15 protein-coding genes are annotated in these 17,194 nt (G+C 68.4%); 9 read left to right on the forward strand and 6 right to left on the reverse strand.

The annotated features are described in order from the left end of the window. Positions 1-28 precede the first annotated feature (28 nt). Entirely contained in the window at positions 29-2,755 is a 2,727-nt protein-coding gene (locus J3A72_RS11480) for a TonB-dependent receptor (protein ID WP_075076514.1), read from the forward strand. 80 nt (positions 2,756-2,835) lie between these two features. On the opposite strand, the gene J3A72_RS11485 is transcribed toward J3A72_RS11480, so the two are convergent. After that, entirely contained in the window at positions 2,836-3,477 is a 642-nt protein-coding gene (locus J3A72_RS11485; protein WP_075076515.1) for a hypothetical protein, read from the reverse strand. Between the two features lie 184 nt (positions 3,478-3,661). Here J3A72_RS11485 and J3A72_RS11490 point away from each other — a divergent pair, with 184 nt between their 5' ends. Continuing rightward, on the forward strand, positions 3,662-4,822 hold the full coding sequence (locus J3A72_RS11490; protein WP_075076516.1) for an amidohydrolase family protein: 1,161 nt from the start codon (positions 3,662-3,664) through the stop codon (positions 4,820-4,822). Positions 4,823-4,899: 77 nt separating this feature from the next. Here the strand turns inward: J3A72_RS11490 and J3A72_RS11495 are convergent, their stop codons facing one another. Both J3A72_RS11495 and J3A72_RS11500 read right to left on the reverse strand, forming a co-directional pair. Further along, positions 4,900-5,337, reverse strand: coding sequence for a DUF3806 domain-containing protein (locus J3A72_RS11495; RefSeq protein ID WP_069118246.1), 438 nt, complete (start codon positions 5,335-5,337; stop codon positions 4,900-4,902). 208 nt (positions 5,338-5,545) lie between these two features. Beyond that, positions 5,546-6,427 (reverse strand): LysR substrate-binding domain-containing protein, encoded by an 882-nt coding sequence (locus J3A72_RS11500; RefSeq protein ID WP_075076517.1) that lies wholly within the window; start codon positions 6,425-6,427, stop codon positions 5,546-5,548. 122 nt (positions 6,428-6,549) lie between these two features. Between J3A72_RS11500 and J3A72_RS11505 the strand changes: the two genes are divergently transcribed. Then, a complete protein-coding gene (locus tag J3A72_RS11505) occupies positions 6,550-7,251 on the forward strand; it encodes an ankyrin repeat domain-containing protein (protein WP_049440918.1) in 702 nt (233 codons plus the stop codon). 51 nt (positions 7,252-7,302) lie between these two features. Further along, positions 7,303-8,760, forward strand: coding sequence for an amidohydrolase family protein (locus J3A72_RS11510; protein WP_209572020.1), 1,458 nt, complete (start codon positions 7,303-7,305; stop codon positions 8,758-8,760). A 67-nt stretch (positions 8,761-8,827) separates the two neighbouring features. On the opposite strand, the gene J3A72_RS11515 is transcribed toward J3A72_RS11510, so the two are convergent. Beyond that, positions 8,828-9,757 carry a LysR family transcriptional regulator gene (locus J3A72_RS11515; RefSeq protein ID WP_075077228.1) on the reverse strand — a complete coding sequence of 310 codons (930 nt, stop codon included), beginning with the start codon at positions 9,755-9,757 and terminating at the stop codon, positions 8,828-8,830. Between the two features lie 93 nt (positions 9,758-9,850). On the opposite strand from J3A72_RS11515, the gene J3A72_RS11520 reads away from it, so the two are divergent. After that, entirely contained in the window at positions 9,851-11,041 is a 1,191-nt protein-coding gene (locus J3A72_RS11520; RefSeq protein WP_075077227.1) for an MFS transporter, read from the forward strand. A 425-nt stretch (positions 11,042-11,466) separates the two neighbouring features. Here the strand turns inward: J3A72_RS11520 and J3A72_RS11525 are convergent, their stop codons facing one another. Continuing rightward, positions 11,467-12,120, reverse strand: coding sequence for a response regulator transcription factor (locus tag J3A72_RS11525; RefSeq protein ID WP_014647476.1), 654 nt, complete (start codon positions 12,118-12,120; stop codon positions 11,467-11,469). Next, positions 12,113-15,142 carry a sensor histidine kinase gene (locus J3A72_RS11530; RefSeq protein ID WP_075077226.1) on the reverse strand — a complete coding sequence of 1,010 codons (3,030 nt, stop codon included), beginning with the start codon at positions 15,140-15,142 and terminating at the stop codon, positions 12,113-12,115. Before J3A72_RS11530 ends, J3A72_RS11525 begins: the two co-directional genes overlap by 8 nt. Positions 15,143-15,238: 96 nt before the next feature. On the opposite strand from J3A72_RS11530, the gene J3A72_RS11535 reads away from it, so the two are divergent. The 4 genes from J3A72_RS11535 to J3A72_RS11550 all read left to right on the forward strand — a co-directional run bounded on the left by J3A72_RS11535 (position 15,239) and on the right by J3A72_RS11550 (position 17,146). Then, the gene (locus tag J3A72_RS11535; protein WP_046431144.1) at positions 15,239-15,571 is read left to right on the forward strand and encodes a hypothetical protein; all 333 of its coding nucleotides are present in this window, start codon (positions 15,239-15,241) and stop codon (positions 15,569-15,571) included. 77 nt (positions 15,572-15,648) lie between these two features. Next, complete coding sequence (locus J3A72_RS11540) at positions 15,649-16,065, forward strand: AraC family transcriptional regulator (protein WP_049407118.1); 417 nt, start codon at positions 15,649-15,651, stop codon at positions 16,063-16,065. After that, positions 16,062-16,718 carry a hydrolase gene (locus tag J3A72_RS11545; protein WP_014647472.1) on the forward strand — a complete coding sequence of 219 codons (657 nt, stop codon included), beginning with the start codon at positions 16,062-16,064 and terminating at the stop codon, positions 16,716-16,718. The genes J3A72_RS11540 and J3A72_RS11545 overlap by 4 nt, the downstream gene beginning before the upstream one ends. Positions 16,719-16,720: 2 nt before the next feature. Beyond that, on the forward strand, positions 16,721-17,146 hold the full coding sequence (locus tag J3A72_RS11550; RefSeq protein ID WP_014647471.1) for a DoxX family membrane protein: 426 nt from the start codon (positions 16,721-16,723) through the stop codon (positions 17,144-17,146). The last annotated feature ends 48 nt before the right edge of the window (positions 17,147-17,194 follow it).

Consider the following 17,194-nt stretch of genomic DNA (forward strand, 5'->3'; position numbering starts at 1 on the left):
ACCACCCGCCCACTCCCCCAGGAAGCCCATGTCCGCCTCCCACAAGGCGATGCGCCCGCGTCCGCTGGTGCTCGCGCTGTCGTCCCTGATGCTGGCCTCGCTGCCGGCCTTCGCGCAGGAAAGCGCGCCCACCACATTGCAGGAAGTGAAGGTCACCGGCTCGCGCATTCCACGTGCCAGTGTCGAGGGACCCTCGCCGGTGACGGTGATCAGCCGCGAGCAGATCGACGCACAGGGCTACCGCAATGCCTTCGACGCCCTCAGCGCGCTGACCGAGAACACCGGCAACGTGCAGGGCGAGGATTTCGGCAATACGTTCACGCCGGCCGCCAACACCATCAATCTGCGCGGGCTGGGTCCGAACCGCACGCTGGTGCTGGTCAACGGCCGTCGCCAGGCCGACTACCCGCTGGCCTACGAAGGCTCGGTGAACGTTGTCAACCTGGCCAACATTCCCAGCGCCCTGATCGAACGCATCGAAGTGCTGGCTGCCGGTGCGTCGGCGGTGTACGGCTCCGACGCCATTGCCGGTGTGGTCAACATCATCCTCAAGGACCGCTTTGAAGGCGTGGACGTGAACGTGCGCGCCGGCGGCACCCAGCAGGGCGGCGGTGACAACCAGCGCGTGCAGGTGGTGGGCGGCAGTTCCGGCGAGCGCTGGGACGGCCTGTTCGGTTTCGAGTTCGACGTGCGCAAGGCGATCCACGCGCGCCAGCGCGACTTCATGGATTCGCTGGACGATGACCCGGCCGGCAAGGCGCCGCAGGCGACCGCGATCGCCTATCGGCGCAATGCTGCCACCGGCCGCAACATCGATCCGGGCGTCAACGGCTGCGACGCCGCGTCGGACATCTATGGCGGCAGCGTGTTCCGTGCCAACAACCCGCGCCAGGGCTGGTACTGCGGCAGCAACGAGGCCGCCGCCAGCTACTGGACCGTGCAGACCCAGAAGCGCAATCTCAACGGCTACGGTCTGCTGACCTTCCACGTCAACGAGACCACCGACCTGTTCGCCGATGTCGCCGTGGGCAGCGCGCGGATCTACAACAACACGCGTGCACCGACCTGGACCTCGGCCCGCAACTACTTCTACAACCAGGGCACCGGCAACCTGGAAAGCTGGTACCGCCGCTTCGCGCCGGAGGAAATCGGCGGCCTGCCGCGCAATGCCAACCGCTTCCTGGAAAACTCGTGGTCGTTCAATGTCGGCGCACGTGGCCAGATCGGCGACAGCGGTTGGGATTACGAAGCGGTCTACAGCCGCTCGCGTTACGAGAACCGTACCCGCCGACCGGTGCTGCTGGCCGGCATCAACGAATACCTGCTCGGTCCGAAGCTGGGCGTACGCAATGGCGTTGAGGTCTATGCGCCCGACCCGGCACGCCTGTTCAAACCATTGACCCCGGGCGAATACGAGGGCCTGTCCGGCTACCAGGAAAGCCGCAATGCGGCGTGGCTGCAGACCTTCAGCGCCAGCGTCAACGGCCGTTTGTTCGCGCTGCCCGGTGGCGACGCTGCATTGGCGGCGGTGGTCGAGGCCGGCAGCCAGGGCTACCGCAACCGCCCGGACCCGCGACTGGGCACGGGCGAGTTCTGGAACACCAGCGCCGGTATCGGTGCCGGCGGTGATCGTGACCGCTATGCGGCCGGCGTGGAGCTGCAGTTGCCGTTGCTGAAATCGCTGACCACGACGCTGGCCGGTCGCTATGACCAGTATCGCGCCGGTGGCGAGCACATCGGCAAGGCGACCTGGAGCTTCGGCGTCGAGTTCCGCCCGATCGAGAGCCTGTTGATCCGCGGCTCTGCTGCGACCAGCTTCCGTGCGCCGGACATGAACTATGTGTTCGCGACCGAGACCCGCGGCTACAACCCGGGCATGACCGACTACTGGCGCTGCCGCACCGCAGGCCAGTCGTACGACAACTGCGACTACAACGGCCTGTCGATCGACTACAGCAACCGCGCCAACGCGCAGCTGCAGCCGGAAACCGCGAAATCCTATGGTTTCGGCGTGGTCTGGTCGCCGCTGTCCGGCCTGGATTTCAGTGCCGACTACTACGACATCCGCATCGACAACGAGGTCACCAGCCTCGATGCCAGCCGCATCCTGCGCGACGAAGCCGATTGCCGCCTGGGCCGCACGCTGGGTGGCGAAGCGCGCGATATCGGTTCACCGCTGTGCCAGGACGCGCTGTCGCGGGTGATCCGCAACCCGTCCACTGCAACCGTGCAGCCGGACCAGGTGACCCGCGTGCTGATCAATCCGATCAACGCGGCCTCCGAATCGGTGCGTGGCCTGGACCTGAAGGGTAACTGGCGTTTCGATGCCGGCCGCTATGGCCGCTTCACTACGCGCCTGGCCTATACCGTGGTGCTGGAGCACACGTACCGGCAGTTCTCCGATGATCCGGAGCGTGACATCCGCAATTCGCTGGATGACTACCAGTGGCGCAGCAAGGCCAATGGCAGCATCACCTGGAACCAGGGTGACTGGACCACCACGCTGTACGGCAACCGTTTCGGTTCACTGCCGAAGACCGATGGCAGTGGCCGCATCGCGCCGTACATGACCTACAACGCCAGCGTGTTCCGCCAGTTCGGCGAGAACCTGTCGGTGGGCGTGATCGTCAACAACCTGCGTGACAGCCGCCCGCCGGCGGACAGGAACGGTGGCGGCTGGCCGTTCTATCCGGTTGGCAACTACGACCCGTATGGCCGCCAGTACTGGCTGCAGCTGGACTACCGGTTCCGCTGATCCGGCTGGCAAACAGAAGGCCCGGCAATGCCGGGCCTTCTGCTGTGTCGATGTCCGCTGTGATGGCGGGCGCCGGTGGCCTAGGGCAGTGCCTGCTGCAGGTACGACTCGATGACGTAGCTGAAGGGCTGCTGCTGGCGATCGCGCAACAGGGCGCGCACTTCCAGGATCACGCTGCGGTCGCCTTCGCCACGCGGTGGCCAGAAGGTCTGGTCAGCCAGTGTCTGGCGCTGGAAGCCGAGCGGGCCAACCACGCGGCCAAAGGGTTCGTCGGTGCTGTCCAGCACCTGGTTCATGGCGGGACTGAGGTGGTCCGGCAGGTACCAGTTGTCGGCCTCGGAGAGTACGCGGCTGCCACAGACCAGCTGCACACGGCGGTAGCGAAGGGCGGTGCCGGGTTTCGCACCCAGTGCCTGCAGCACGTCGGCCGGTGCTGTCTTGTCCTGGCCGTGTACACGCACCGCGCGCACCCGCGCCTGTTCGGCCAGGCCGTGTTCGGCGCACCAGTATTCCAGGGTGGCGGTGGCGCTCTGCCCGGAAAGCACACGCTGGTGCAGCCGCTCGACCAGCGCCGCCGGGGCGATGCGCTGTTGGCCAGGCGGCGCCTGCAGCGGCGCGGTGGCGGCCGCATCAGTGGCGGACAGGCTGGCCATCGGGGCAGCAGCCAGCAGGGACGCGGCCTGCCAGCGGCGGAGACGATCGTGGCGGTCGGACGGGCCCATGCGGCATCACAGCGGAAACAGGTGCCTATGGTACCCGTTCAGGCGTGTGCACGGCGTGGCTGCGAGCCGCCGTCGCGGCGGCATTCATCGTTCTGATGAATGTGTGGCATCCAGATATTTCGTTGGCCGATGGCAGTGCCAGCGCGCAGGATGGCGCCATGACTTGGCTTTCCGGGAGTTTCCGATGACGCTTCAGTTCGTCCATGGCGGTGTAGACCGCTACGGCGCGCCACTGCATTTCCACATCCGTGGCGGCCGCATCAGCGGCCTCAATGGCGAGGCCTCGCCGGCCGACGGAGCGGAATGCGTCGACCTGCAGGGCTTCGCAGTCCTGCCCGGGCTGGTCGACGGCCACATCCATCTGGACAAGAGTTTTGTCGGCGACCGCTGGCACCCGCATCAGCCGGTGAACAGCCTGCGTGAGCGGCTGGCGGTGGAGAAGGCCGCGGTGGCGGGCGCGGCGCCAATGGTGGACCGTGCCGAGGCCTTGATCCGCCAGTGCAGCCGCTTCGGCACGGTGGCGATGCGCTGTCACGTCGATGTCGACGGCAGCACCGGCCTGCGTCATCTCGAAGCAGTGCGCGAGGCCGCGCTGCGCTGCGCCGACATCATGCGGATCCAGCTGGTGGCGTTCCCGCAGGCCGGGGTGATGTCCTGTCCCGGCACCGCCGCCGTACTGGAGCAGGCCCTTGCCGCAGGGGTGGAGGTGCTGGGCGGCATAGATCCGACCACGCTCGACGGCGATGCCGAAGGCCAGCTGGCCCTGCTGTTCGGCCTGGCCGAGCGCTATGGCGTGCAGCTGGACATCCACCTGCATGAGCCCGGAGAAACCGGACTGGCCCAGCTGCTGCGCATCGCCGCACGCACCCGTGCCGCCGGCCTGCAGGGACGCGTTGCGGTCAGCCATGCCTACTCGCTGGGCGACGTGCCGCTGGCGCGCGCGCTGCAGGTGGGTGAAGCACTGGCCACGGCGGGCGTTGCGATCATGAGCAACGCGCCGGGCGACCATCCGTTCCCGCCGCTGCGTGCATTGCACGACGCCGGCGTGCGCATGTTCGCCGGCAATGACAACATCCGCGACTGCTGGTGGCCGTATGGCAATGGGGACCTGCTGCAGCGCGCGATGCTGCTGGGCTACCGCTCGGGCTTCTACACCGATGGCGACCTGATGCTGGCGCTGGACATGGTCACCACCCATGCCGCGCAGGTGATCGGGCTGCCGCAGCACGGCATCGCCGAAGGCCGGCCGGCGACGTTCGTGGCCGTGCGTGCGGACCATGGCCCGGCGGCCGTGGCCGGGGTGCCGGTGGAGCGCCGGGTGGTGGTTGACGGCCGTTGGTTGTAGATCCACGCCGTGCGTGGAGGGAGCCATCGCGTGGTCTCATTCATCCACGCATGGCATGGATCCACCTCGATGTGTCGTCAGGCGTAATCGTCGGCGCGGGTAGCGACGAACGCTTCCAGCCACGCAAGCAAGTGGGCGATGTCGATGACTTCGCCCTGTTCGACGCGCTTGAGCAGCAGTGTGCTGGCGCCGATCTGCAGGCTGCTGTCGGCATAGCGCAGCACTGCATCGATGCCCCAGGCGTCGGTGACCTGCATCCAGGCCAGGCCCGGCACGCGTTGGGCCAGGGTATCGCCGAACGCCACGCCCAGCGCTTCCCAGCCATCGCAGTCGTCAGGCTCGATCAGCTCGGCATCGATCACGCGCTGCAGCGTGCTGGCCGCCAGCGGCCATTGCACCGGCAGCGTCGGGAAGCCGGCGGCGACGCGCGCGGCGATCAGCGAGCGCTGGTGCTGCAGGTGCGTCTGCAGGGCGGCGGGCAGGGGGTCGAAGCGGGCGGGGATTTCGTCGGACATGACACGATGCCGTGGAGCACGGAAACAGGAGGCACTCTAGCGGCAGAGCCGTGACTTCCGCGCGACAGGCGTGATCAGCTTTCGATGGTCAATGCGCGGATTTCGCTTCGGGGTCAGATCCGTTTCGGAAAACGGATCTGACCCCACGCGGGACGATGTTGCCGTCGCGGCTGCCGGCCAGCGGCCCACGCTACTGCAGTTGCAGTGGTCAATCCGGTTCGCGCTGCACCTGCCGCCACAGCTCGCTGGCCAGCGCGCGCACCGCATCGTCGGCGTCCGCACGATGCAGCAGGCCGATTTCGTAGTTGTCGATCACCGGCAGGTCGCGCTCACCATCGATGATGCGATGATCGCGGGCGACCGCGCGGCGGGGCAGCAGGCTGATGCCGATGCCATCGGCCACGGCACCCTGGATGCCACTCAGCGACGAGCTGGTGAAGGCGATGCGCCAGCGCAGGCCCAGCGCTTCCACGGCGTGGATCATCTCGTCGCGGTACAGCCCGCGCGGCGGGAAGGTGACCAGCGGCAGCGGGTCCTGCTGCAGGCAGCTGCTGCGCAGGCTGTCGATCCAGTGCATCGGCTCGCGGCGGCAGTGCACCGCCTGGCGGCTGTTGCGTCGCTGCTTGACCAGCACAAGATCCAGTTCACCGTGGTCGAAGCCGTGCGCCAGGTCGCGGCTGAGGCCGCTGCTGATTTCCAGTTTCACCTGTGGGTGACGGCGGCTGAAGGCGGCCAGCACGCGTGTGGTCTGCGCGTTGACGAAGTCCTCGGGGACACCGATGCGCACCGCGGTTTCCACGGTGGCGCCGGCCAGCGCCTGCGCCATTTCCTCGTTCAGGTCGAGCATGCGCCGCGCATAGCCGAGCAGGGTGTGGCCGGCGTCGGTGGGGTGCACGTCGCGGTGGCCGCGCTCGAGCAGGCGATGCCCCGCCAGCTCTTCCAGGCGGCGCACCTTCTGGCTGACCGTGGACTGGGTCGAATGCAGGCGGGTGGCGGCCGTGGTGAAGCTGCCGCAGTCGGCCACCATCACCAGCGCCCGCAGCAGGTCCAGTTCGAACAGGGTTCTATTCGATTTGGCACTGTCTTGCATTTGAACATTTCACTTCTGGATACCCAGGCCGACTTCTACCATGCAGGGCAGGGGCCGGCAATGCCCGGCTGTTGCTACCGTCGCACGGCGTTCCGTGGCGACGGACATGAGGAGACACTGTCATGCGCGTCCATCATTCCGCTGGCTGGCCTGCGCCGTTCACGCGCGTGCTGCTGTTGTGCCTGCTGGCCATGGTCACCCCCGCCTGCACCGCCACGTCCCGGGCCGACGCAGACGCGCGCCTGCGGGATGCTGCCAGCCGTGGCGACGCCGATGCGGTGCGGCAGGCGATCGAGGATGGCGCCACGCTGGAGGCGCGCGATGGCCAGGGTCGCACGGCGTTGCTGCTGGCCACGCAGGGCAACAACGTGGATGCCGCGCGCGAGCTGATCGAAGCCGGTGCCGACGTCAATGCCAAGGATGTGTTGCAGGACAGCGCCTACCTGTACGCCGGCGCGCGGGGCCTGGATGAGATCCTGGCGATGACCCTGGCGCATGGCGCCGATCTGCGCAGTACCAATCGCTATGGCGGCACCGCGCTGATTCCGGCCGCCGAGCGCGGCCATGTCGCCACCGTGCGCACGCTGCTGCGTGCCGGTGTGGCGGTCGATCATGTCAACCGCCTGAACTGGACCGCGCTGCTGGAAGCGATCCTGCTCGGCGATGGCGGTGCGCGCCACCTGCAGATCGTGCAGTTGCTGCTGGAGGCCGGCGCCGACCCGGAGCTTGCCGACGGCGACGGCGTGACGCCGCTGGCGCACGCGCGCCAGCGCGGCTATACCGGAATTGAGACCCTGCTGCGCCAGCACGGCGCGGTGCGCTGAATGCAAACCCCTTCCACCCGCACGCTGGGCGTGCCCATCAGGATGCTGTCCATGTTCCGTTCCCGTCCGTTGTTCCTTGCCATCCTCCTTGCGGTGGCACCGCTGTCGGCGTCTGCCGCCGAGCGCGCCGACCTGCTGATCCGCAATGCCACCGTGGTCGATGTCGAGCACGCCAGTACCCGCGCCGGGCAGAGCGTGGTGATCCGTGGCGAGGACATCGTCGCCGTCGGCCCGGACGCGCAGCTGCGCAGCCAATGGAGCGCGGCCCGCCAGATCGATGCCAAGGGCAAGTACCTGATCCCGGGCCTGTGGGACATGCACGTGCACTTTGGTGGTGGCCCGGCGCTGATCGAAGAGAACAAGGCACTGCTGCCGCTGTACATCGCGCACGGCATCACCACGGTGCGTGACTGTTCCGGCGACCTGCCCGAGCAGGTGCTGCAGTGGCGCGGGGAAATTGCCAAGGGCACGCTGTTCGGTCCGCGGCTGCTCAGCTCGGGCGCGAAGATCGAAGGCCTCAAGCCGGTCTGGAAGGGCACGATCGAAGTGGGCAGCAAGGCTGACGTCGACAAGGCGATCACCCGCCTGCAGCACGACAAGGTCGATTTCGTGAAGATCACCGACAGCACGCTGAAGCCGGAACTGTTCCTGTACTCGGCCAGTGCCGCGCGCAATGCCGGATTCAAGGCGTCGGGGCACATCCCGATGGCGCTGACCGTGGAGCAGGCAATCGATGCCGGGCTGGCCTCGATCGAGCATCTGGACTACGCATTCAAGGCCGGGAGCAAGGACGAGGCGCAGATTGCCGGCGACTTCGGTGCCGGCCGCATCGACCGCGCCGAAGCCAACCGCCGCCTCGACGCCAGCTTCGACCGCGATACGGCGATGCATGCCTACCGCGATTTCGCCAGGCGCGGCGTGTTCGTGACCCCGACCCTCAACGGTGGCCGCATCCTCGATTTCCTTGACCAGGATGACCACGCGAACGATCCGTACCTGGCTTACATCGGCCCGGGCCTGCGCGCGACCTACCAGTGGCGCGTTGAACGTGCCGCCAAGGCAACGCCAGCGCAGATCGAAGCGCGCCATGTGCAGTACCACCAGGTGGCCGCCGTGCTGCCGATGCTGCAGGAAGCCGGCGTGACGATCATCGCCGGCACCGATGCGGGCTTCCTCAACTCGTTCAACTTCCCGGGCATCGCCCTGCACCAGGAGCTGCAGCTGTTCGTGAAGGAAGGCTTGAGCGCGCCGCAGGCGCTGTCGGCGGCGACCCGTTCCGGCCCGGCCTGGTTCGGCCAGATGAATCGTTACGGGGGTGTTGCTCAAGGCAAGGCCGCCGATCTGGTGCTGCTGACCGCCAACCCGCTGCAGGACATTGCCGCCACCGAAAAGATCGACAGCGTGATCCTGCGTGGCAACGTGTATGACCGCGCCGCGCTGGACAAGATGTTGGCTGATACCAGGGCCAAGGTGGCGGCGTGGAATGCCGAGGCGGCGAAGGCGCAGTGATCGACAGGGTCAGAGCCCTTCCCCGTGGGAAGGGATCCGACCCTGTGGCTTCTATGCGGTCGGTGACCTAGCGCGGTGCCGGCCGCATTCCGTGCAGCTGCGGCAGTGCGGCCTTCATCGCATCGATGAAGGCGCGCAGCCGTGGCGGCTGCTGGCGCGCGGCGGGAAATACCACGTGTACCGGCAGCGCCGGCGCCTGCCAGTCCGGCAGCAGCTGCACCAGCCGCCCTTGTGCGAGGTCTCCGGCCACCAGCCAGGCCGAGACCACCGCTGCACCCAGCCCAGCACATGTGGCCTGTTGCACCACGAACAGGTTGTCGCTGAGCAGGCGCGGGCTGATCGAAAGGGTATGCGCACGCCCCTGCGCGTCATGCAGCAGCAGGCGTTCGCGGTAGTAGGTGACCAGTGAAATCCACGGCAGTGCCTGCGCCTGTTCTGGTGTGCTGATCGCGGTGGCCTGCACCAGCGAGGGCGCTGCCACGACGATGCGCGGCACTTCGGCGAGCGGCAGTGCGACCATGCGCGGTTCGTCGACCGGTCCCACCCGCACCGCGCAGTCGATGCCTTCGGCGATGAAATCCGGGCGACGATCTTCCAGGATCCACTCCAGGCTCAGCTGTGGGTGCTGGGCGAGGAACGCGAGCATGGTCGGCAGCAGCTGCGCCTGGCCGAAGGCATGCGGCACCATCACCCGCAGGCGTCCGCGCAGCGTTTCCGGTTCGCCGTGCAGTTCGGCCTGCAGCGACTCCCATTCGTCGACCACGCGTTGCGCATGGCGCTGGCAGCGCAGGCCATCTTCGGTCAGCTGCAGGCCATGGGTGGAGCGCTGCAGCAGGCGCAGGCCGAGCTGCCGCTCCAGTGCCTGAAGGCGCCGGCTGACCGTCGGCTGGGTGGTGCCCAGCTGCACGGCGGCGGCAGACAGGCTGCCGGCATCGACGATGCGCAGGAAGGTGCGCAGCAGATCCAGGCGATCGGCGCCGGTGGCGAGGTCATTCATGCGTGTCACGTATGAAGCATATGTGCAAGAGCCTACTACAGACGCATGGCGAATACGGGCAGGATACGCCCACTTCCTCCACCGGACTCCCCCATGTCTACCCCTTCGCTGTCCGTCGTCGCACCCGCGAACGCGCCTTCCACCCCGCTGGTGCTGGCGATGGCGGCCGGCGCCGGCTTTTCGGTCGCCTCGCTGTACTACAGCCAGCCGATGCTGGGCCTGATCGCGCAGAACCTTGGCGCAGGTGAGCGCGCCGCCGGGCTGGTGCCGACCCTGACCCAGCTCGGCTACGCGCTGGGCATCCTGCTGCTGGCACCGTTGGGCGACCGCTTCGACCGCCGCCACCTGATCCTGTTGAAGTCCGCGCTGCTGGCGTTGGCACTGGGCGCCGCAGCGATGGCCGGGCACCTGCCGGGCCTGCTGATGGCCAGCCTGCTGGTCGGGTTGATGGCCACGCTGGCGCAGGACATCGTGCCGGCCGCTGCGGTGCTGGCGCCGGATGCACAGCGCGGCCAGATCGTCGGCCGGGTAATGACCGGCCTGCTGCTCGGCATCCTGCTGTCGCGCGTGGTCAGTGGCGTGGTGGCCGAGGCATGGGGTTGGCGCACGCAGTTCGTGCTGGCCGCGGTATCGGTGGCGGCGATGGGCGCAGTGATGGCGCGTGCGCTGCCGCGTTTCGCACCGACCAGCACGCTGCGCTATCCGGCGTTGCTGGGCTCGTTGCTGGCGTTGTGGCGCGAGCAGCCGCAGCTGCGCCGCGCGGTGGCGAGCCAGTCGTTGCTGGCGGTCGGCTTCAGCGCATTCTGGTCGACGTTGGCGCTGATGCTGCATGCCCGCCTGGGCCTGGGCAGTGCGGCGGCGGGTGCGTTCGGTATTGCGGGTGCGGCCGGTGCGCTGGCCGCACCGTTCGCAGGACGTTTCGCTGATCGCCTGGGTTGCCATGCCGTGGCGCGGTTGGCGATCGCGGTGGCGCTGCTGGGCTTCGGCCTGCTGCTGGCCGAAGCCTGGCTGCCGGCCGCCGCGCTGCTGCCGCTGCTGGTGCTGAGTGCGCTGCTGTTCGACTTCGGTTTCCAGTCGGCGCTGGTGGCGCACCAGACGCTGGTCTATGGCCTGGTGCCGCCGGCACGCAGCCGGCTCAACGCGCTGCTGTTCACCGGCATGTTCATCGGCATGGCCGCTGGCGGTGCGCTGGGCAGTCTGGCGCTGGCGCAGTGGGGGTGGCACGGCGTGGCCTGGCTGGCGGTGATGTGCGCGGGCGGCAGTCTGCTGCTGCGTTTGAAGTAGGGGTGGTGTTCGGCAGGGCTTGCAGCCCTGCACCTGCGGTAGTGCCGGCCGCTGGCCGGCAACAGCGCAAACAGCGGATTTTCAGTAGCCTTCGACAGGTTCCTGCGGTCTGTTGGAACGGCTCTTGGGGTCAGATCCGTTTTCCGAAGGAAAACGGATCTGACCCCTGATTGATTTCGATATCTGACAGAAGTGTCGACCAAGGTCGACACCTACCAAACGCCATCGGAATCCGTCAGAGGTGGGGCGGTGTCGGAGTGCGGGGTGTCAGCCGCATGGATGCGGCTGCCAAGCTTGCAGGGACGTACTTGCAGCGTCCCCGCAGTCCGACACCGCCCCGCTATCCCACGGAATCCATGCTGTTGCTGTTGCTGTTGCTCCAGCGCGTAGCGGGTGCAGGGCTGCAAGCCCTGCCGAACAACCCCCTAATCGTGACCGCTGTCGTCCAGGCTGATGATGCCGCGCCGCAGCGCCTGGGTCACCGCGTGCGTGCGATCACCCACCCCGAGCTTGTCCATCAGGCTCTTCATGTGCGCCTTCACCGTCTGCTCGGAAATCTGCATGCGCTCGCCGATGCGCTTGTTCGACAGGCCACCGGCCACATGCCGCAGCACCTCGGTCTCGCGCGGCGACAACCGGTCCTCCACCACATGTGCGGCAATGCTCGCAGCGACTGCCGGTGGTATCGGTGCGCGCCGGCCGCCAGCGACCATGCGGATCGTATCGACCAGCTCGTGGCGCAGCATGTCCTTCAACAGGTACGCACTGGCGCCGGCCTGCAGCGCCCGTACCGCACGCACGTCACCGCGATAGGTGGTCAGCACGATGATGCGCGCACGCGGGTCCATCGCGCGGATCCGCACGATGGCTTCCACACCATCCAGGCGTGGCATCTGCAGGTCCATCAGCACCACGTCCGGCTGCAGCTGCTGATAGCGCTCGATGGCTTCCTCGCCATCGGCGGCCTCGCCGAGCAGGCGCAGGTCGGAATGGGCGCCCAGCAGCGCGGCCAGGCCGTCACGCAGCAGTGGGTGGTCGTCGACCACCAGCACGCCGATCGGGGCAGGGGACTCAGTCATGGTGGCTTCTACTCCAGGGCCAGCGCCAACGCGATGGGCGGCGGTGATACAGGCGACGGGCGGGAACCGCCAGCGCGACTTCAGTGCCCAGCCCGGGGCGGGTCCACAGCCGCAGCTCCGCGCCGAGGCGCTGCGCGCGCTCACGCATGCCCTGCAGGCCCCAATGGCCATGCCCGGCATTTTCGTCGGCGATGCCGACGCCATCGTCGCGCACGTGCAGCAGGAAGCACCGCGCGCCGTAGGACAGCTCTACCTCGATGGCGCTGGCATTGGCGTGGCGCAGTGCATTGCGGATGGCCTCGCGGCCGATCAGGAACACCTCCTCGGCGGCATCGGCCTGCAGCGCTGGTGTTGCGCCTTCCACAGTCAGGCGCAGCGGATTGGTGCCGTGCCCGGCGTATTCGGCGTGAACATCGGCCAGCGCCGAAGCGAGGTCGCGGCCCGCGAAAGGAGCGTCGCGCAGTGCGTTGACCCGCTCCCGGCCCTCGGCCAGGTTGCGTTCGGCCAGCTGCATCGCCGATTCCAGCTGGCCGCGCACCCTGTCCGGGGTCTGCGGCGACTGGCTGATCGCGTGCAGCCGCAGGATCAGGCCCTGGCTGCCCTGCAGCAGCGTGTCGTGCAGGTCGCGGGCAATGCGTTCGCGTTCGCCATGGCGTTCCTGCAGGCGCGCACGGAACAGTGCAGCCAGCTGCCCGCTGCGGATGCGCACCGCCAGGACCAGCAGCGCAAGCACCGCGGCGGCGCACAGCAGCTTGAACCACAGGGTCTGCATGAAGGTAGGGGCGATGCGGAAGGTGCGGCTGGCGGGTGCAGTGCTCCAGATGCCGTCTTCGTTGGCGGCTTCCACCTCGAACCGGTAATTGCCCGGTGCGAGGTTGGTGTAATACGCGCGCGTGCTGCTGCCGGCATCCTGCCAGCCGTCGTCGACCCCGGACAGGCGATAGCGGTAGCGGTTGCGCTCCGGGCGCGCCAACGACAGCGCCACGTAATCGATCTGCAATTGGCTGGTGCCGGCCGGAAGGCGCAGGCCGTCGCGCAGTGGCTGGTGTTCACTGCCGTACAGCACGTCGCCGATGCGCACGCTGGGCGCCATGGTGTTGACGTGCGAGCGGGTGGTGTCCAGCCAGGCCAGGCCCTGGTTGGTGGCCAGCCACAACAGGCCATCGCTGGCCAGCGCGGTGGTGGAGATCGGTCCGCTCTGCAGGGCGATGCCCGGCATGCCATCCACCGCATCGAACAGGCGGGGCGTCACCGGCTGCCGGCTGCGCAATGCGCGCCGCAGCTGATCGCTCCCGAGCCGGACCAGGCCACGACTGCCATTGAGCCAGAGGTAGCCATTCGCATCGGCCACCATGCCGGTGATGCCTTCCATGACGCCGGCCATGTCGGTGCTCACCTGAACGAACCGGCCATTGCCCGGGCGCACGGCCAATCCGGCCTCGCCGGCTACCAGCAGGAGGTCCTGATGATCGAGTACCGCCGTGATCGGCCCGACCGACAGGCCGTGGCTGGCGTCGAAGGTTTCGATCTGCGTCGCCCCCATGCGGCGCAGCCGGCCGTCTGCATAGCCGAGCAGCAGCTGGCCGTTGGCATCCAGCGCCAGTGACGAGCAGGCCTGTTCGGGCAGGCGGCGTTCGCGTTGCCACTGGCCCTGCTGGTAGTGCAGCACCCCCCGTTCGCCGGTGCAGACCCAGGCCTGTTCGTCGTCGGGGAACAGCAGGGCATGCAGTGGTTGCCCGGTGAACGGCGCAGGCAGCGGAATCCGCGTGGTGCGGCCGGCCACGGTGCGCGCAAGGTTGACCCAGTCGAACTGCCAGATCGGGGCAGCTGCCTGGCGCGCGGCGGCCTGCAGCTGCGTGGCGCTGCCATCGAGCAGGGTGCGCTCGAGGTCGTAGGGCTTGAGGTCTTCGCCATAGCCATACACATGGCCATCGCTGGCCCGCACCAGCGAGCGGTAGGGATCACTGGGACCAACCGCCAGCGTGTGCACGCTGCGCGCGCGGAAGCGGTTGAGGCCGAGATTGGTGCCGACCCAGAGATTGCCTTCGCGATCAACGATGATCGGCACGGCCGAGGTGGCGGTCAGCCCGTGCGGCGAATCGAAGCGCTCCATGCGTATGGCGCGGTCGCCATCGAAGGTGACCCGGGCGACACCGCCATGCGGGCTCATCGTTGCCCACAGCGCGCCATCGGCAGTGAACTGCAGGCGCGCCGCCACCAGCTCCGGCAACCGCCGTGCCTCGCGCTCGCTGTCCGGCAGCAGGCCTCGTGCGTTGGCCAGCGGCGACGTACCGCGCACGCGGTCGGCCAGCCACACTTCCCCCTGCGGACTTTCGGCCAGCGTCGCCATCTGCGAAACGGCGATGCCGGTGTCCTTGAAGGCCGCCTGGCCGGCCGCGCGCACCCAGATCTTCAGGTCGGCCAGTACCCAGAAGGTGCCGCGGCTGTCGTGCAGCAGCCATTGCACGCGATGTTCCGGCACCCCCATGCCAGCGGGCAGCGGCTGCCAGCGTTGGCCAGTGAATTGGCGTAGTCCACCATTGATCGCGGCCCACAGCCGGCCGTCACGGTCCTGGCTGAAGTGTGGCACCACACCCACCGGCACGCCCTGGTCGCGGCCGTAGTTGTGCAGCTGGCCGCGCGCAAACTGGCTGATGCCGGCCTGGAAGTAGCCGATCCACAGTGCATCGTCGCGGCCCCGCGCAAGGGTGACCATGTTGGTGGACGGGAAATGGCTGCCCGCGGGAGCGGCCTGGCGTTCAAAGCGACGACCGTCGAAGCGGTACAGCCCTGAGCCGGTGGCCAGCCACAACAGGCCATCGCGATCCTGGGTGATGTCCCAGATGTCACCGGGGGCGCCCTGGCCGACGCGCCAGGCCGTGTGCTCGTAATCGGGCAACCCGCCGCTCACCGGCGGGCGCTGCACGGCAAGGGCGGGCAGGGCGGTCAACAGCAGCAGGCAGGTCAGCAGCGTCCGCAGGTGACGTTGCAACGGGAAGGGGCGGCCACGCATGGCGCGCATTCTGGCAGGTGCGGGGCAGTCCGGGGTGACCCGAACGGGGTAGGCAGTGGCCGCCGTGGTCGGCTATCACGCCGGCATGACCCCTGGAGCCCGGCCATGCAGCGCCTGTTCGTGATGTTCCCTGATCGCGGTCCGGGCATCGGCCTGCTGTGGCTACGGCTGTGCCTGGCCGCCGCGCTGTGCGCGCCTGGCACGCATGCTGGTTGGGGGGCGGTGCTGTGCGGGCTGGCGGCGGCCATGCTCGTGCTGGGCGTGTTGACGCCGCTGGCGACCCTGATGGCAGCCGCGACCATGTTCGCGCAGCAGGCACCGTGGCCGCTGGTGGCGTTGCCTGCGGCGCTGCTGATGCTGGGGCCGGGCGCCTACTCGGTGGATGCGCGCTTGTTCGGGCGCCGCCTGCTCGGCCGTCGGCCTCCCCCATTCGGGTAGGTGCCGGCCTCGACCGACGGGGGTAGGGCATCGTGCGCCGGCCACGCACCATGGGCCACCCCCTCGCGGCGCCCCGCATGGCCACCGTCAGTCCGTCCGATCCGTCCGCCACCCCGCTTGCCCCGCAGCAGGCCGCCGCACTGCAGCGCGCCCTGCGCTATGTCGATGAGCACCTGTCGCAGCCGCTGCGGGTGACCGAGCTGGCGCAGGCTGCCTGTGTCAGCCGCTTCCACCTGGTGCGCCTGTTCCGTAGCGGCACCGGTGCCAGCCCGCTGCGCTACGTGCGCCGCCGCCGCATCCAGCGTGCCTGCCAACTGCTGCCCAGCGCGCAGTTGCCGATGGCGTGCCTGGCCCAGCAGCTGGGCTTCTTCGACCAGAGCCATTTCGTCCGCAGCTTCCGCGCCGAGACTGGCTGCAGCCCCGGCCAGTATCGGGCCGGCGATGCGGCCCTGCTGCTTCCCCCTGATCATGTTTCCCACGGAGTCCACCCATGAGCCTTGCCACCGCCACGCCCGCCCCGGCCCTGCTGTCGCCCACCGACCATGCCCTGGTGCTGATCGACTTCCAGTCGCAGATGGCATTTGCTACCCACACGATCGACATCTCCGCGCTGCGCAACAACGTGTCGCTGATCAGCAAGGGGGCCAAGGGGTTCAACGTGCCGGTCGTGTTGACCACGGTGGCCGAGACGTCATTCTCCGGCCCGATGTTCCCGGAACTGCCGCAGATCTTCCCGGGCCAGCCGGTGTTCGACCGCACTTCGATGAATACCTGGGAAGACCAGCCGGTAATCGATGAGATCAACCGCATCGGCAAGCGCCGGCTGGTTCTTGCCGGCCTGTGGACCAGTGTCTGCATCGTGGGTCCGGCGCTGTCGGCGCTGGCGCAGGGCTTCGAGGTCCACGTGATCACCGACGCTTGTGGCGATGTCAGCGAAGAAGCGCACGAGCGTGCGATCACCCGCATGGTGCAGGCCGGCGCGGTGCCGATGACCAGCGTGCAGTACCTGCTTGAACTGCAGCGTGACTGGGCACGCGGTGAAACCTACGACCTGACCACCGGCATCGCCCGCGACCACGCCGGCGGCTATGGCATCGGCATCCAGTACGCCAAGCGCATGTTCGGCGCGCAGGAAGGCGGGCACTGAGCATGCTGGCCGGCCACGGCCTCGACCTGGCCCTGCTGATGCTGCGGGTGGCGGCAGGCGGCTTCCTGCTGCCGCACGCGCTGGGCAAGCTGTTTGGCTGGTTCGGCGGACCGGGGCTGGCCGGCTTCGCCACCGAGCTGCGCGGTTTCGGGCTGCCGGCAGTGGCGCCGTTGCCCCTGCTGTTGTCCCTGCTGCAGGTGCTGTCCGGGCTGGCCGTGCTGCTGGGCTGGCAGACCCGCATCGCCGCGCTTGCCGCCGCTGCCTTCATCGGCTTCACCGTCCTGTTGGCCTTGCCCAGGGGCTGGTTCTGGATGCGTGGCGGCAGTGAGTACCCGCTGATGTGGGCCACGGTGCTGCTGGCCATCGCCCTGGCCGGGCCGGGGGCCTGGGCGCTGGACGGCCAACGTCTTCCGGGAGCTTTCGCATGAGTCACGATCCCCCCGACCACGGCCGCCGCAACGTGGTGCTGGCCAGCG

The sequence above is a fragment of the Stenotrophomonas sp. PvP093 genome (assembly GCF_017876915.1).
Classification (GTDB): domain Bacteria; phylum Pseudomonadota; class Gammaproteobacteria; order Xanthomonadales; family Xanthomonadaceae; genus Stenotrophomonas; species Stenotrophomonas muris.

Bases quoted from the DNA above. Each gene is read 5' to 3' on its own strand.
- J3A72_RS11535 (WP_046431144.1), top strand. From the start codon at position 15,239: ATGCAGCGCCTGTTCGTGATGTTCCCTGATCGCGGTCCGGGCATCGGC.
- J3A72_RS11490 (WP_075076516.1), top strand. From the start codon at position 3,662: ATGACGCTTCAGTTCGTCCATGGCGGTGTAGACCGCTACGGCGCGCCA.
- J3A72_RS11525 (WP_014647476.1), bottom strand. From the start codon at position 12,120: ATGACTGAGTCCCCTGCCCCGATCGGCGTGCTGGTGGTCGACGACCAC.
- J3A72_RS11530 (WP_075077226.1), bottom strand. From the start codon at position 15,142: ATGCGCGCCATGCGTGGCCGCCCCTTCCCGTTGCAACGTCACCTGCGG.
- J3A72_RS11505 (WP_049440918.1), top strand. From the start codon at position 6,550: ATGCGCGTCCATCATTCCGCTGGCTGGCCTGCGCCGTTCACGCGCGTG.
- J3A72_RS11495 (WP_069118246.1), bottom strand. From the start codon at position 5,337: ATGTCCGACGAAATCCCCGCCCGCTTCGACCCCCTGCCCGCCGCCCTG.
- J3A72_RS11515 (WP_075077228.1), bottom strand. From the start codon at position 9,757: ATGAATGACCTCGCCACCGGCGCCGATCGCCTGGATCTGCTGCGCACC.
- J3A72_RS11550 (WP_014647471.1), top strand. From the start codon at position 16,721: ATGCTGGCCGGCCACGGCCTCGACCTGGCCCTGCTGATGCTGCGGGTG.
- J3A72_RS11510 (WP_209572020.1), top strand. From the start codon at position 7,303: ATGTTCCGTTCCCGTCCGTTGTTCCTTGCCATCCTCCTTGCGGTGGCA.
- J3A72_RS11545 (WP_014647472.1), top strand. From the start codon at position 16,062: ATGAGCCTTGCCACCGCCACGCCCGCCCCGGCCCTGCTGTCGCCCACC.
- J3A72_RS11500 (WP_075076517.1), bottom strand. From the start codon at position 6,427: ATGCAAGACAGTGCCAAATCGAATAGAACCCTGTTCGAACTGGACCTG.
- J3A72_RS11540 (WP_049407118.1), top strand. From the start codon at position 15,649: ATGGCCACCGTCAGTCCGTCCGATCCGTCCGCCACCCCGCTTGCCCCG.
- J3A72_RS11480 (WP_075076514.1), top strand. From the start codon at position 29: ATGTCCGCCTCCCACAAGGCGATGCGCCCGCGTCCGCTGGTGCTCGCG.
- J3A72_RS11485 (WP_075076515.1), bottom strand. From the start codon at position 3,477: ATGGGCCCGTCCGACCGCCACGATCGTCTCCGCCGCTGGCAGGCCGCG.
- J3A72_RS11520 (WP_075077227.1), top strand. From the start codon at position 9,851: ATGTCTACCCCTTCGCTGTCCGTCGTCGCACCCGCGAACGCGCCTTCC.